This is a genomic window from Micromonospora sp. SD19 (assembly GCF_054462275.1).
This window is the reverse complement of sequence record NZ_JBTLMN010000004.1, coordinates 214,149-228,073: the sequence shown is the minus strand read 5'-3', so window position 1 is coordinate 228,073 and position 13,925 is coordinate 214,149. Positions and strand designations below refer to the sequence as shown.

The following is a 13,925-nucleotide window of genomic DNA, read 5'->3' as shown; positions in this document are numbered from 1 at the left end:
CATCTGGCAGGGCTTGTCGGGGTGCCGGGTGGGGGGTGTGGCCGACCGTGCCCGGCTCCGGGCGGTCAGGCTTGATCCCTGCGCCGGGCACGGTCGGCCACACCTGACTCGCCTGCGGCTTCGACGCGACAAGGGCCGGCCTCCGATGGGAGGCCGGCCCTTCGCGTTTTCTGGGATTGATCTCTTCTGTTGTTGGTTTGCCTTCAGCGGCTGCTGGTGGTTTCTCGGACCCAGGGCAGGGCGATTCGCTCGATCAGCAGGAGCGCCGAGTAGAGCAGGATGCTCACCAGCGCCACCAGCATGATCGCCGCCCAGGCGGTGGCGGCGTCGCCGATGCCCGCGTACTGCGTGATGACGTAGCCCAGGCCACTCTCACCGGCCTGGAACTCACCGATCACCGCGCCGATAGCGGCCAGCGGCATGCCCACCTTGAGCCCGACGAAGATCTGCGGCAGCGCGGCCGGGAAGCGCACCTTGCGGAACGCCTGCCAGCGGGAGGCGTTCCAGGAGCGCACCAGTTCGGCCAGGTCGGCCGGCGTGGTGGTCAGCCCGGTCGCGGTGGAGAGCACGATCGGGAAGAAGCAGAGCAGGAACACCATGGTCAGGATCGGTTTCTGGCCCCAGCCCAGCGCCACCACCAGCAGTGGACCCAATGTGATCTTGGGCACCGCGTTCACCGCGACGAGCAGCGGGGTGAACATCCGCTCCACAGTGCGGGAGCTGGCCAGGGCGAGCCCGATCAGCACACCGGCGACCACCGAGAGGGCGAAGCCGGTCAGGATCTCCAGCGTGGTGTCCCAGGTGTGCTCCAACAACTGGACGGGCTTCTCGACGAACGCGTTGAGCACGTCACCGGGCGGCGGCAGGGCGACCGGGTGAACCAGTTCCAGCCGGGCGACCAGCCACCACGCCGCCAGCGCGGTCAGGATGCCGACCGCGGGCAGCACCGCATCGGCACCGGCGCGCAGACCGGCGCCTCGACCCGCGCGCCCCGCCTCGGGGCCGGCGTTGGGAGGCGGGGTTTCCGCCACCGCCGGGTCCGCTGACCGGACGTCGGTCATCTCTGTCCTCCTCGAAATCCCACGGCCCGCCGGGGGCCGACGAGCGTCGGGGGTACGCCCCACCGGGATCGGCGGAACGTACCCCCTGATGACGACCGGACGATCAGGCCTTCGGCGCGAGGCTGAAGTCGATGATCTGCTCGGGGGTGATGTTCTGCTTCAGCGCGCCGGCGCCCTGCAGGATGGCGATGCTCTTGGCGACCCGGCCGCTGTCCAGGGTGCCGATCGCGGTGCCGGTGTTGCCGGAGCGGACGTACGCGGCCATCAGGTCCAGCTCGGCGGCGGCGGAGACCGGGTTGGTGGCGTCGACGTTCTTCTTCAGGATGTCGGCGGCCTCCTTGGAGTTCGCCAGGCTGTACTCGAGGCCCTTGAGCAGCGCCGCGGTGAACCGCTTCACCATCTCGGGCTTCTCCTTGGCGATCTTCGAGGAGGTGATCAGCACGTTGCCGTAGAGGTCCTGCATCACGTTGCTGTACGGCAGCATGACGGCCTTCTTCTTGGCCGCCGCCTCGATGGTCGGCTGACCGACGACGAACTGACCGATGCCGTCCACCGAGCCGGAGGCCAGCGTGCCGATCAGGTTCTGCGCCTCACCGTTGACCCAGGTCACCTTGGTCGCGTCCACACCGGCGAGCCGGGCGTACGTCGGGAAGAGGTTGCGGACCACGGACCCGGGGGTGTCGGCGAGCTTCTTGCCCTCCAGGTCCTTCGGGGAGCTGATGTTCTTGCCCTCGACGGTGGCGATGCCCGCCATGGTGCGCTGCTGGATCGCGGCCACCGCGGTGAAGTCCTTCGCCTGGCCGTTGCCGAGCTGGAGCAGACCGCCGGTGAGGTCGATCGGGCCGAAGTCGGCCTGGCCGCCGACGACGGTCTGGATCACGCCGCCGGTGCCCTGGCCGGCCTTGATCTCGACGTCGAAGCCGGCTTCCTTGAAGAAGCCCTTGTCCTTTGCCACCCAGGCGTAGGAGTCACGGCCGAAGTTGCCGAACGAGGTGAGGTAGGTCACCTTCTCCAGCGCCTTGCCGTCGCCGCCCTTGGCGTCGTCGGCCGAATCCGACCCGCTGCTGCAGGCGGAGACAAGGGCGAGGGCGGTGGCCAGCGCGGCCGTAGCGACCGTACGGGTCAGCCTTCTCATCAGTGCACCATGTCCTTTCCGACCGGGGCCGGCAGGCCACCGGAGGGGGTTGTTATGACGGGCCGGCGAGAGGGGTGGAAGCCGGGCTCCGCCGTCGTGAGGGGACTCTTCGCGGGCACAGCGTACGAGAAACCCACAGTTGTGACGCCAGGCGTATCGGGTTGCGGAACGGAAACAACATGACGACCACCCCAGCCGGTGCCATACCTCGACACGGCGGTTAGCCTTTGTCGGATTCCTGACCCTCGACTCAGCGGAGGTACGCCGGAGATGATCCGACTGTCCGGGGTGTCCCGAACCTTCGAGGGCCGGTCCGGCCGGGTGGAGGCGCTGCGCGGCATCGACCTCGACGTCGCCGAGGGCGAGTTCGTCGCCGTGCTCGGCCGCTCCGGCTGCGGCAAGTCCACTCTGCTGCGGCTGATCGCCGGCCTGCTCCCGCTGAGCGCCGGTGAGATCACCGTCGCCGGTACGCCAATCACCCGCCCGCGCCAGGACATCGCCATGCTGTTCCAGAAGCCGGCGCTGCTGCCCTGGCGCACCGTGCTGGACAACGTCCTGCTGCCCGTGGAGATCTTCGGCTGGAGCCGCGCCAAGCACCGGGAACGGGCCCGGCAACTGCTCGACGTGGCTGGGTTGGCCGGCTTCGAGAAGCGGCTGCCGCACGAGCTCTCCGGCGGCATGCAGCAGCGGGTGTCACTGTGCCGGTCGCTGATCGGCGAGCCCCGGGTGATGCTGATGGACGAGCCGTTCTCCGCGCTGGACGCGCTCACCCGCGAGGAACTCTCCGGCGAACTCCAGCGGGTGCACATGGAGAACAAGCCGACGATCGTCTTCGTCACCCACTCGATCGACGAGGCGGTGCTGCTCGCCGACCGGGTGGTCGTGCTGAGCCCCCGTCCCGGCCGGATCCGCAAGGTCGTCGAGGTGGCCATCCCCCGGCCCCGCACCCTGGGCCGCAACGCCCACCTGGCCGACGTCGCCCAGGTCAGTGCCGACCTGCACGAACTGCTGATGGAACGCGAGCAGCCGGCCTCCGTCGGCGCGGAAGGACACTGACCATGCGGGTGTCGGTCTTCACCGAGCCGAACCGTGGCGCCAGCTACGACACCCAGCTCCGGTTCGCCCGGCTGGTTGAGGCCTGCGGCTACGAGGGCTTCCTCCGCGCCGATCACTACCAGTCGATGGGCGCGGACCCGGGCCTGCCCGGCCCGACGGACGCCTGGCTGACCCTCGCCGCCCTGGCCCGGGAAACCGAACGGATCCGGCTCGGCACCCTGGTGACGTCGGCCACGTTCCGCCTGCCCGGCCCGCTCGCGGTGATGGTCGCGCAGGTCGACCAGATGAGCGGTGGCCGGGTCGACCTGGGCATCGGCGCCGGCTGGTACGAGCGCGAGCACACCTCGTACGGCATCCCGTTCCCGGCCGTCGGCGAGCGCTTCGACCGGCTCGCCGAGCAGCTGGAGGTGATCACCGGTTTGTGGGGCACCCCGCCCGGCCAGACGTACACCTTCACCGGCGACCACTACCGGCTGGTGGACGCTCCCGCGCTGCCCAAGCCGGTGCAGGTTCCCGGCCCGCCGATCATCGTGGGCGGGCGCGGCCCCAAGCGCACACCCGAACTGGCCGCCCGGTACGCCGACGAGTTCAACATGCCGTTCAAGTCCGTGGCCGTCACCGCCGAGGCGTACGACCGGGTGCGCGAGGCGTGTGAGCGGACCGGACGGGCGGAGTCCGGGCGCGACCCGTTGGTGCTCTCCGCCGGCATCGTCGTCGCCATCGGCCGCACCGACGCGGAGGCCCAGCGTCGGGCCGCGCCCCTGCACGAGAAGAGCGCGCTGCCTCCGGAGGACCCGGTGGTCGGCTCCCCCGCGCAACTCGCGCAACGGATCAACGAGTTCGCCGCCATCGGCACCACGCGGGTCCACCTGCGCCTGATCGACTTCGATGATCTCGACCACCTTGAGCTGATCGCCGCCGAGGTGCTGCCCCAACTGGACGGAGCACGATGACCGACGTGATCGACGGAACCGAACTCGGACCGGTGGGTCAGGAGATCGTGTACGAGAACGACCGGGTCCGGGTCTGGCACATCCGCCTCGAACCGGGCGAGCGGCAACCGCTGCACCGGCACGACCACCCCTACCTGGTGGTGGCGATCGAGGGCGCCAAGAACGTCGTACAGACCGTCGACGGCACCCGGATCGACGCCGACGAGCCCACCGGCGGGGTGGTCTACCGGGACCCGGGCGCGGTGCACATGCTGACCAATGTCGGGGATACGACTTACCTGGCCCGGCTGGTCGAACTCAAGTAGACCCGCCGGTGGCCACCGGCGTGCCGCGCGGCGCGCCGTTGGCTATCGGGTGTACCAGGTGCGTAACGTGCCGGACATGGCCTTTCGGACCTGGGGCAAACTGCTGCTCACGGCGCTCGGGGTGAGCGTGCTGGCCGGAGCCGGCCAGCTCGGCGTCGCGTACGGTTTCGGCATCGTCCGCCTGACCGGCGCATTCACCGGTACGACAGTCAACCAGTGGCCGGCCCAGCTCGTCTGGGTGGGCTGGTTCGCCGCGAACGCCGCCGTGGCCGGTGCCGTCCTGACCGGACGCCTCGCCCGCCGCGACGTTCCGGCGGCCAGCACCGGCCGGCAGTTGGCGGTCGGTGGCGCGGCGGCGCTCGGCGCCACAGTCATCGCCCCGCTCTGCATGCAGCCCGCCCGCGCCGCGGAGCTGATCTCCGTCGACCCGGTCTGGGCGGTGGGCATCTGCGCCATGGTCGGTGCGGTGATCGGGGCGGGCGCGGCGATCGCCGTCCTGTTCCGGCCCGAGCTGGGCTGGAACATGACGGCAGTGGCCGGCGCGGTCTGGCTGCTGGCGCTCATCTCCGTCCTGCCGTCGCTCGGCACTGTCGGCCCGCTGCCGACCGTCCGGCTCGGCGTGCTGGAGCCGAGCTGGCTCGGCGACGCCGCCGCCCAGCGGCTGGCGCTGCTCCTGCTGCCCACCGTGGCGCTGTTGGCCGGCGCGGCGACCGCCGGGCTGGCTCGCTGGCGCGGCCAGGCCCCACTGGTCAGCGGGGCCACCGGGGTGGCCGGACCGGTGCTGGTGGCGTTCGCCTACCTGACCGCCGGTCCGGGTGACGCGGTGGACCGCTACCAGGCCACCCCCTACTACGGCTCGTTGATCGCGATCCTCGCCGGAGCACTCGGCGCGGCCGCCGCCGCGCTGCTGCGCTGGCCGACGGGCACCCGTACCGCCGATCCGCAGGCGATCAAGCCCACCGCCATCCTGCGCCCACTGCCCGCCGGCCCGGCGTTGCCCGACGCCGCATCGGCGAACGATCGGGACACCGCCGAGCGCGCCGACCCGGAGTCGGCCAACGCCGAACTGTCCACCCGCGCACAGCCGGGCGTCGTCGCCGGCCCGTGGCCGACGGGCGACCCCGAGGGCGTACGCACCGTCCCGGCCCACTGGGACTGGCCGGGGACCACAGCGAGCGGCCAGCACGGCCCGACTCCCGCCGCTGCTCCGTCCGCCTCCACCCCGCCGTCTCCGGCGGATCCGCTGTCCCCCGCCGGCCCGGCGTCTCCCGCTGGTCCGTTGTCCGCCGCTGATCCGCTGTCTTCCGCTGGTTCGTTGTCTCCCGCCGGTCCGACTCAGTCCGCTGCCTGGCTGACCGCGCCGACCGGTGAACTCGCCGCGGCAGCCCAGACGCCCTCGGTGCGCGACGATGACGCCCCGGCCACGACCGGGCCCTCGGCCAGCACCGACGCCAGTGCCGCCACCGCGACCAGCAGCGCCGCCGGACGCACCGACGCCACCAACCCGGCAGGCGGCCGAGCGGCCGACGGGCCGACCGACAGCGTGGCGACGGGCACGAGCGGCAAGCTGACCGGTCGGCGCACCACCCGCAAGGCCGCCACCCCGACCAGCACCGACGCACCCGGCACGGACACGACCGGCACGCACACGACCAGCACCGACGCACCCGGCACGGACACGACCAGCACGCACACGACCGCCACGGGAACGACTGGCACGGACACGACCGGCACGGGCGCATCCGGGACGGGCACGACCGGCCACGGCACGCCCGAGCCGCCGCAGACGATCAAGCCGCGCCGAGCCCGCAAGCCGAAGACCGACCCGGACGCCGTGGCTGACGGCACGTCCCCCACCGACACGACGGCCACCCCCGAGACGAGCACCCCCGAGACGGCCACCGGCCGCGCCACGAGGGCGACCGGGCCGGGCAGGTCCGCCGACAGCGTTGGCTCCGACGCGGCCACCGCCACTGCGGTGCCCGGCCAGGAGAACCCGGGTGAGCGGTCGAGCGCGACGTCCGAGCCCACGTCGGCTGCTGACGCCGACACGGCAGCAGCCCGCAGCACCGCTCCCGGCGGGCGGCGAGCAACGGCCACCGGCTCGAAGCGAACGCCGGCCCGCTCGACGGCCGCCGGAGGCGGCACGACGCCGGTGCCGGCCGACGCCGAGTCACCGGCCACGGCAACCGCCGAGGCACCGACCACCACCGCCGGGGCGACACACGCACCGACCGCCCCAGCTGACGCGGCGCGAGCACCGGCGGCACCGACAGCGACCGGCGACTCTGCCGCGGCGGCCACCGCCTCCCCACGCGCTCCGAAGACCGGCACGGGCAGCTCGACAGCACCGGCCGACCCGACCAGTGACTCGGTGATCGCCGGGGGCATCGACAGCGCCGGGCCCGCCCCCGAGGTTCCCGCCGCCGGGTTGTTCGGGGCCACCGCCGCCGATGACCCGGACACGGACCGCTGGACGCCCGCACCGTCGGCCTGGCCGGTCACCTCGGCGTGGACGGTGCCACCGCAGGCCGCCGAGCCCGAGACGACGGCGTCGGACGGTTCGAGGGGGCCCGACGAGCCGACCGAGCCGACGCCCAGGCCCCGGCATCGGGCACCGTTGCCGGATCTGAGCCGGGCCGGCACCTGGAACGCGTTCGACACCTCCCGGCGCGCCAGGTCGACGGAACCGCGGGACAGCTCGTCGGCACGGACGACCTCGACCGGCACCAGCGAGCCGACAGTAGCGGCCCAACACCCGAAGCCGACGGAGTTGCCGGGGACGGTGGGCGCGCCCGCCGGTGCGACCGACAGCGGCACCGGCGATCCGGCGGGTGCCGACGCCACGTCACCGGCACAGGTGGCGGAGCAACCCTCCCGGCGAGGACGACTCGGTGGGCTGTTCCGCCGCAACCGGTCCCGTGCCGACGAGGAGGGCCCGAAGACGTCGGATGCGGCCGAGCCGCTGGCCACCCAGGACGAGGAATTCGTCGACTGGGTCGCCGGGCTGAGCAAGCCGGTGTCGGACAACGAGCCCGAGCAGGAGAACGGCCGCCGGTCGTTGCGCTCCAGCGGCCGACACCACCGCGACTGACCGATCGACTCGGGTCGTCCGGGCTGACACAGTCACCCGGACGACCCGACATTCATGAACCCGAGTCGATCAACCCACGGCAACCCGCGCACCGGACCACTGACGGCCCGGCCCAGCGGGCAGGTCAGGCGAGCGGCAGGTAGACCCGGCTACCGCCGGAGATGAACTCGTCCGACTTGTCCTTCATGCCGCGCGCCGCGTACTCCTTGAGCTCTTGGGTGATCTTCATGGAGCAGAACTTCGGGCCACACATCGAGCAGAAGTGCGCGGTCTTCGCCGGCTCGGCGGGCAGTGTCGCGTCGTGGTACGAGCGGGCCGTCTCCGGGTCCAGCGAGAGGTTGAACTGGTCCTCCCAGCGGAACTCGAACCGCGCCTTCGACAGGGCGTCGTCCCAGGCCTGCGCGCCGGGATGCCCCTTGGCCAGGTCCGCCGCGTGGGCCGCGATCTTGTACGCGATCACGCCCGCCTTCACGTCGTCCCGGTCCGGCAGGCCGAGGTGCTCCTTCGGCGTGACGTAGCAGAGCATCGCGGTGCCGAACATGCCGATCATCGCGGCGCCGATCGCCGAGGTGATGTGGTCGTACGCCGGCGCGATGTCGGTGGTCAACGGACCGAGCGTGTAGAAGGGCGCCTCGTGGCACCACTCCTGCTGAAGGTCCACGTTCTCCTTGATCTTGTGCATCGGTACGTGACCGGGGCCCTCGATCATCACCTGGACGTCGTGCTCCCAGGCGACCTTCGTCAGCTCGCCGAGGGTACGCAGCTCGGCGAACTGCGCCTCGTCGTTGGCGTCAGCGATGGAGCCGGGGCGCAACCCGTCGCCGAGGGAGAACGTCACGTCGTACTTCGCGAGAAGCGTGCACAACTCCTCGAAGTAGGTGTAGAGGAAGTTCTCCTCGTGATGCGCCAGGCACCACGCCGCCATGATCGAACCGCCACGGGACACGATCCCGGTCACCCGGTTCACGGCCAGCGGCACGTACGGCAGGAGCACACCGGCGTGCACTGTCATGTAGTCCACACCCTGCTCGGCCTGCTCGATCACGGTCTCCCGGAACACGTCCCAGCTCAACTTCACCGGGTCGCCGCCGACCTTCTCCAACGCCTGGTAGATCGGCACGGTTCCGATCGGCACCGGGGAGTTCCGCACGATCGCCTCCCGGGTCTCGTGGATGCGCTTACCGGTGGACAGGTCCATCACGGTGTCCGCGCCCCAGCGGGTGGCCCAGGTCAGCTTCTCCACCTCCTCCGCGACCGACGAGCTGACCGCCGAGGTGCCGATGTTGGCGTTCACCTTGACCAGGAACGCCTTTCCGATGATCGCCGGCTCGCACTCCGGGTGGTTGACGTTGAGCGGGAGCACCGCCCGGCCGGCGGCGATCTCGGACCGAACGAGTTCCGGGTCGACGTTCTCCCGGATCGCCACGAACTCCATCTCCGGCGTCACCACACCGGCCCGCGCGTACGCGAGCTGCGTCGGCCGGCGACCGTCCATTCCGGCCAGCGGGGTGCCCGGCCCCCGCACCGGCGCCACATCACCCCGCTCGGCGATCCACGGCCCCCGCAACGGCGGCAGCCCCACCTCCGGGTCCGAACCAGGACCCGACGTGTCGTAGAGCCGCACCGGTGGCAGATCACCGGTCAGCCCCACCTCCGCGAACGGCACCCGGACATCCGGCCGCGAACCCTCGACGTACACCTTGCCTCGTGCGTGCATGACAGCCTCCTGGTGATCAGGCGGACCAGCCGAAGTGGTTCAGCGGCCCGCGCCCCGCGCCCAGCTCCCAGCCCCGCGCGCCGGACAGCGCACGGAGCACGTACTCCTTGGCGGCCCCCACGGCGACCGGCACCGCGTCGCCCCGACCGAGCCGCACCGCGATGGCCGCGGAGAACGAACACCCCGTGCCGTGGGTGTGCCGGGTGTTCACCCGGGGTCCGCGCAACACCGTGGTGACCCCGGCGCCGTGCAGCACGTCGACCGCCTCGCCCCCGTCGAGGTCACCGCCCGTGACCACCACGTACTCCGGGCCGCCGGCCGCCAGAGCCTCGGCGGCCACGACCATCGAGGCCACGTCGTCCACCGGGCGTCCGGTGATCGCCGCCGCCTCCGCGCAGTTCGGGGTCGCCACAGTGGCGTACGGCAACAGCCGCTCCACCGCGCCCACCACGCCGAGCCGGTGACCGCTCGTGGCGACCAGCACCGGATCGACGACGAGTTGCGGCAACCGGCCGTCCCGGGCCGCCTCGGCCACCACGTCAGCGATCGCCGGGGTGCCGAGCATCCCCGTCTTCACCGCGGCGACTGTGAAATCGGTGAGCACGCTGTCCAACTGCTCGGTGACAGTGCGCGGGGGCAGCGGCAGTACCGCGTCGACGCCCCGGGTGTTCTGCGCGGTGACCGCCGTGAGGACGCTGGTGCCGTACGCGCCCAGCGCGGCGAAGACCTTGAGGTCGGCCTGGATGCCGGCGCCGCCGCCGGAGTCCGAGCCGGCGATGGTGAGGATCGTGCTCGGGGTCATTTTCCTGAGTCTCTGGTTGCGGTTTGGGGCTGCGGCGGGCCGTGGTTGGTTGCGGTTGGGGGCTGCGGCCGACCGTGCCCACTCCGGGCGGTCAGGCTTGATCCCTGCGTGGGCACGGTCGGCCGCAGCCCTGACGTGGGGACCTGGCTGACCCCGTGCCGGGTTTGGGTCAGCTTGGGGGTGACCGCCTTGGCATAGGCGCTGGTCAGGGTGGCGGCTGTTTCGGCGGGGTCTTTGGCTCGCATCAGTGCGCCCAGGACTGCTACTCCGACGGCTCCCGCCTCGACGCAGGCGGTTACCTGTTCTGGTGTCTCGATGCCGCCCAGTGCCAGCACTGGCACGTTGCTGACCTCGACCAGATTGCGCAGTCCCGCGACGTCCAGGGGTGGGCCGTAACCCGGTTTTGTCTTCGTGGGCCAGATCGGGGAGATGGTGGCGTAGTGCTCGGTGGTGAGGCGGGTCAGCTCGGTCTGGTTGTGGCAGGAGCGGCCGACCAGCTGGTGGGGTGGCGGTGGGTACGGGCCGGCGGCGGGCAGGTGCACGGCGTCGCCGCCGAGCGGGTCCGGGCCGGCCACGACGAGGGTTCCGCCGACGTCGGCGAGGATCGCCCGCAGCTCGGCGGCGACGGCGGCGCGTTCGGCACGGGGCAGGTCCTTCTCCCGCAGCACCACCCAGCGCACTCCCCCGGCCACCGCCGCGGCCACGACCCGGTCGAGCCCACCCCGCGCGACGAGCCGATCGGTCAACACGACAACCCCGGACGGCGCTGTCACAGCTCGGGTCTTCCCTCGTCGGGGGTGGAGGCGAGCGCGTGGAAACGGCGCTCGATCCGGCCGGCCCCGGCGGCCAGCCGGCCCGCCTCGACCGCGTAGCGCATGGCGGTGGCCATCGCCACCGGATCGGCCGCCCGGGTGACGGCACTGGCCAGCAGCACCCCGTCACAGCCCAGCTCCATCGCCAGGGCCGCGTCGGACGCGGTGCCGATGCCGGCGTCGAGGATCACCGGCACGTCCACACCCTGCCGGATGAGCCGAATGTGGTGCGGGTTGCCGACGCCGAGCCCGGAACCGATCGGCGAGCCGGCCGGCATGACCGCGGCGCAGCCCACGTCGGCGAGGCGGCGGGCGAGCACCGGGTCGTCACTGGTGTACGGCAGCACGGTGAAGCCGTCGGCGACCAACTCCTCGGCGGCGCGGAGCAGCTCCACCCCGTCGGGCAGGAGGGTCCGCTCGTCGCCGATCACCTCCAGCTTGACCCAGGCGGTGTCGAACGCGTCCCGGGCCAGCCGGGCCACCTTCACCGCCTCGGTCGCGGTGTGGCAGCCGGCGGTGTTCGGCAGCAGGCGTACGCCGCACCGGTCCAGCAGTTCCAGCAGTCCACCGGTGGAGCCCGGCGCGGTGCCCACCCGGCGCAGCGCCACTGTGACCAGCTCGGTGCCGGACGCCCGGATCGCCTGCTCCAACACGTGCAGGTTCGCGGCGCCGCCGGTGCCGAGGATCAACCGTGAGGTGAAGGTCTCCCCACCCAGCTCGAACGGCACGCCGCTCACCCGCCCTGCGCCGCGGTGAGCACCTCGACCCGGTCACCGTCGCGCAGCGCCCGGGTAGGCCAGCCGGTGCGCGGCACCACCTCGCCGTTGACCGCGACCGCCACCCCCCGTGGGTGCGGCACGATGTCGCCGACCAGGTCCGCCACTGACGCGCCGGCGGGAACGCTGCGCCCGGCCCCGTTCACCGTCAACTCCACGGGTCCCCCTCCATTGTCGGTTCAGGTCCGCCCACGACGGCACCGGTCGGGCCGAAGCGGTCCGCCCGCAAGGGCGTGAGCAGTGGGTCGGGTCCGCCGCCGAGCACCAGGTCGGCGATCAGGTCGGCGGTGATCGGGGTGAGCACGATGCCGTGCCGGTGATGCCCGGTGGCGGCCAGCACGTCCGGCCGGTCGGGCAGCGGGCCGAGGATCGGCGCGTTGTCCGGGGTGCCCGGGCGCAGCCCGGCGACGGCCTCGACCAGGTCGTACTCGGCCAGTTCGGGCAGCAGGTCGACCCCGGCGCGCAGCAGCCGCTGCACCGCGCCCGCGGTGACCGTGGTGTCCGACCGCTCCTCGACAGTCGCGCCGAGCACCACCTCGCCGTCGTCGCGGGGCACCAGGTAGACGTGCTCGCCGTCGGCGTACCCCCGGATCACGTGCCGGAAGCCCGGCGCGAGGCCGTCGGGCGCGCGGAGCCGGAGGATCTGACCCTTCACCGGCCGCACCGGCAGGCCGGTGAGCGCGGCGGCCCCGCAGCCGGCGGCGACCACCGTGACACCGGCGTCCAGATCGGACAGCTGCCGGACCGGTTGCGGCACGAGCACCACGCCGGCCCGCTGCGCGGCCGTGCGCAGCGCCGGCACCAGCAGCCGGGGGTCGACCTGGTGGTCGGTGGGCGCGAGCGCGCCGCCGCGCACCCGGGGGGCGAGCGCCGGTTCGCGGTCGCGCAGCTCGCTGGGGCGCAGCGGCGTCACCGGCAGGCCCAACCCCTGCTGGTACGCCCAGAGCCGGCGCGCCTCGGCCAGGTCGTCGCCGGTGAGGCCGACCATCAGTGTGCCCTCGGTCCGGTAGCCGATCCCGACTCCGGTCGCCTCGGTCAGCTCGGCGGCGAACGCCGGCCAGCGCTCGGCGGACGCCACCAGCAACGCGGTCAGCTGCCGTTCGCCGAAGTACGCCTCGGCGACCGGGGAGAGCATCCCGGCGGCAACCGACGACGCCCCCGAGCCGGGCGCGGGATCGTGCACCGCCACCCGCAGCCCTCGCGCGGCGCAGCGCCAGGCGATCGCGAGCCCGATCGGCCCCGCCCCCACCACTGCCACGTCCGGCCGGACCCGGTCGCTCGACGGCGCTGACGGGAACCGGCCGGTCAGCACGTCAGGGCCTCGATCAGCGCGGCGGTCGCCAGTGCCGGGTCGGCGGCGGCGGAGACGGCACCGACCACCGCCACCCCGTACGCCCCGGCGGCCCGCAGCGCCGGCACCCGGGCGGCGGTCACTCCACCGATCGCGATGACGGGCACGTCGACGGCGTCGACGACGGCACGTACCCCGGAGGGCCCGATGGGATCCGGCAGACCGGTCTTGGTGCTGGTGGTGTGGCACGGTCCGACGCCGAGGTAGCTGGCTCCCGCCGCGACGGCCTCGCCCGCGGTGCCCGGCGCGCGGGCGGTGGCGCCCAGCACGCCGGTGGGGCCGAGCACCCGGCGGGCGGCGGCGACCGGCAGGTCGTCGGCGCCGACGTGGCCACCGGCGGCGCCCACCGCCAGCGCCACGTGCAACCGGTCGTTGACCAGGCAGGACGCCCCGTACGAGGTGCACAGCGCCAGCACCCGTCGGGCCAGGTCGTACGCCTCGCGGTCGGTGGCGGAATCCTCTACCCGGACCTGCACCACCAGCTCGGCACGGGCCGCGCTGAGGGCGGCCCGGACCACGGCGAGTGGGTCACGCCCGGGTCGGGTGTCGGTGATGAGATGCAATCGCCCCAGGGACGGCACGGCAACACTCCTCCCTGCGCCGGCATTACCCGGATCAGGTTCGACGGTCGGGGGCTGTCAGCCCCCCTCTCAGCCCGGTACACCGGGCTCCCGTGGGTTACTTGCGTGTCACCGTACGACAGATCCGCCAGCCTGCCAAGGTGCCGGGTCGGCGGCGGCCGGCGGGCCGGACCACATCAGAACGATCAAGATCCATGGGGCACTTCATGCGGTCCTGTTCGGAATGTCGCCCGCCGTTGCAGAACCGTTACCCGTCCGCATCTTGCCCGACATCGAACCAGC

Annotated in this window: 13 protein-coding genes and 1 riboswitch; of the genes, 4 read left to right on the top strand and 9 right to left on the bottom strand. The window is 72.6% G+C overall.

Annotated elements, in window-relative coordinates; genetic code table 11:
• Positions 1–203: 203 nt before the first annotated feature.
• Together ACX27O_RS16670 and ACX27O_RS16665 are read right to left on the bottom strand one after the other, a co-directional pair.
• A complete protein-coding gene (locus ACX27O_RS16670; RefSeq protein ID WP_030329969.1) occupies positions 204–1,061 on the bottom strand; it encodes an ABC transporter permease in 858 nt (285 codons plus the stop codon).
• A gap of 103 nt (positions 1,062–1,164) precedes the next feature.
• Entirely contained in the window at positions 1,165–2,196 is a 1,032-nt protein-coding gene (locus ACX27O_RS16665) for an ABC transporter substrate-binding protein (protein ID WP_210863765.1), read from the bottom strand.
• Between the two features lie 270 nt (positions 2,197–2,466).
• Here ACX27O_RS16665 and ACX27O_RS16660 point away from each other — a divergent pair, with 270 nt between their 5' ends.
• The 4 genes from ACX27O_RS16660 to ACX27O_RS16645 all read left to right on the top strand — a co-directional run bounded on the left by ACX27O_RS16660 (position 2,467) and on the right by ACX27O_RS16645 (position 7,604).
• A complete protein-coding gene (locus ACX27O_RS16660) occupies positions 2,467–3,252 on the top strand; it encodes an ABC transporter ATP-binding protein (protein ID WP_030329963.1) in 786 nt (261 codons plus the stop codon).
• Positions 3,253–3,254: 2 nt separating this feature from the next.
• The gene (locus ACX27O_RS16655; RefSeq protein WP_030329961.1) at positions 3,255–4,205 is read left to right on the top strand and encodes an LLM class F420-dependent oxidoreductase; all 951 of its coding nucleotides are present in this window, start codon (positions 3,255–3,257) and stop codon (positions 4,203–4,205) included.
• The gene (locus tag ACX27O_RS16650; protein ID WP_030329959.1) at positions 4,202–4,510 is read left to right on the top strand and encodes a cupin domain-containing protein; all 309 of its coding nucleotides are present in this window, start codon (positions 4,202–4,204) and stop codon (positions 4,508–4,510) included. The genes ACX27O_RS16655 and ACX27O_RS16650 overlap by 4 nt, the downstream gene beginning before the upstream one ends.
• A 76-nt stretch (positions 4,511–4,586) precedes the next feature.
• Complete coding sequence (locus tag ACX27O_RS16645) at positions 4,587–7,604, top strand: hypothetical protein (protein WP_458939716.1); 3,018 nt, start codon at positions 4,587–4,589, stop codon at positions 7,602–7,604.
• A 124-nt stretch (positions 7,605–7,728) separates the two neighbouring features.
• Here the strand turns inward: ACX27O_RS16645 and thiC are convergent, their stop codons facing one another.
• From thiC to thiE, 7 genes are all read right to left on the bottom strand, one after another.
• The gene (thiC, locus tag ACX27O_RS16640) at positions 7,729–9,321 is read right to left on the bottom strand and encodes a phosphomethylpyrimidine synthase ThiC (RefSeq protein ID WP_030329954.1); all 1,593 of its coding nucleotides are present in this window, start codon (positions 9,319–9,321) and stop codon (positions 7,729–7,731) included.
• A 16-nt stretch (positions 9,322–9,337) separates the two neighbouring features.
• Positions 9,338–10,123, bottom strand: coding sequence for a bifunctional hydroxymethylpyrimidine kinase/phosphomethylpyrimidine kinase (thiD, locus tag ACX27O_RS16635; RefSeq protein ID WP_030329952.1), 786 nt, complete (start codon positions 10,121–10,123; stop codon positions 9,338–9,340).
• The gene (locus ACX27O_RS16630; protein WP_358133204.1) at positions 10,120–10,896 is read right to left on the bottom strand and encodes a thiamine phosphate synthase; all 777 of its coding nucleotides are present in this window, start codon (positions 10,894–10,896) and stop codon (positions 10,120–10,122) included. Before ACX27O_RS16630 ends, thiD begins: the two co-directional genes overlap by 4 nt.
• Positions 10,893–11,672 carry a thiazole synthase gene (locus ACX27O_RS16625; protein ID WP_458939715.1) on the bottom strand — a complete coding sequence of 260 codons (780 nt, stop codon included), beginning with the start codon at positions 11,670–11,672 and terminating at the stop codon, positions 10,893–10,895. The genes ACX27O_RS16630 and ACX27O_RS16625 overlap by 4 nt, the downstream gene beginning before the upstream one ends.
• Positions 11,669–11,869 carry a sulfur carrier protein ThiS gene (gene thiS, locus ACX27O_RS16620; RefSeq protein WP_030329946.1) on the bottom strand — a complete coding sequence of 67 codons (201 nt, stop codon included), beginning with the start codon at positions 11,867–11,869 and terminating at the stop codon, positions 11,669–11,671. Before thiS ends, ACX27O_RS16625 begins: the two co-directional genes overlap by 4 nt.
• The gene (gene thiO / locus ACX27O_RS16615; protein WP_374224201.1) at positions 11,860–13,023 is read right to left on the bottom strand and encodes a glycine oxidase ThiO; all 1,164 of its coding nucleotides are present in this window, start codon (positions 13,021–13,023) and stop codon (positions 11,860–11,862) included. Before thiO ends, thiS begins: the two co-directional genes overlap by 10 nt.
• A complete protein-coding gene (thiE, locus tag ACX27O_RS16610) occupies positions 13,017–13,643 on the bottom strand; it encodes a thiamine phosphate synthase (RefSeq protein ID WP_030329941.1) in 627 nt (208 codons plus the stop codon). Before thiE ends, thiO begins: the two co-directional genes overlap by 7 nt.
• A riboswitch (TPP riboswitch) is annotated at positions 13,638–13,747 on the bottom strand. It overlaps the preceding gene by 6 nt.
• Between the last annotated feature and the right edge of the window lie 178 nt (positions 13,748–13,925).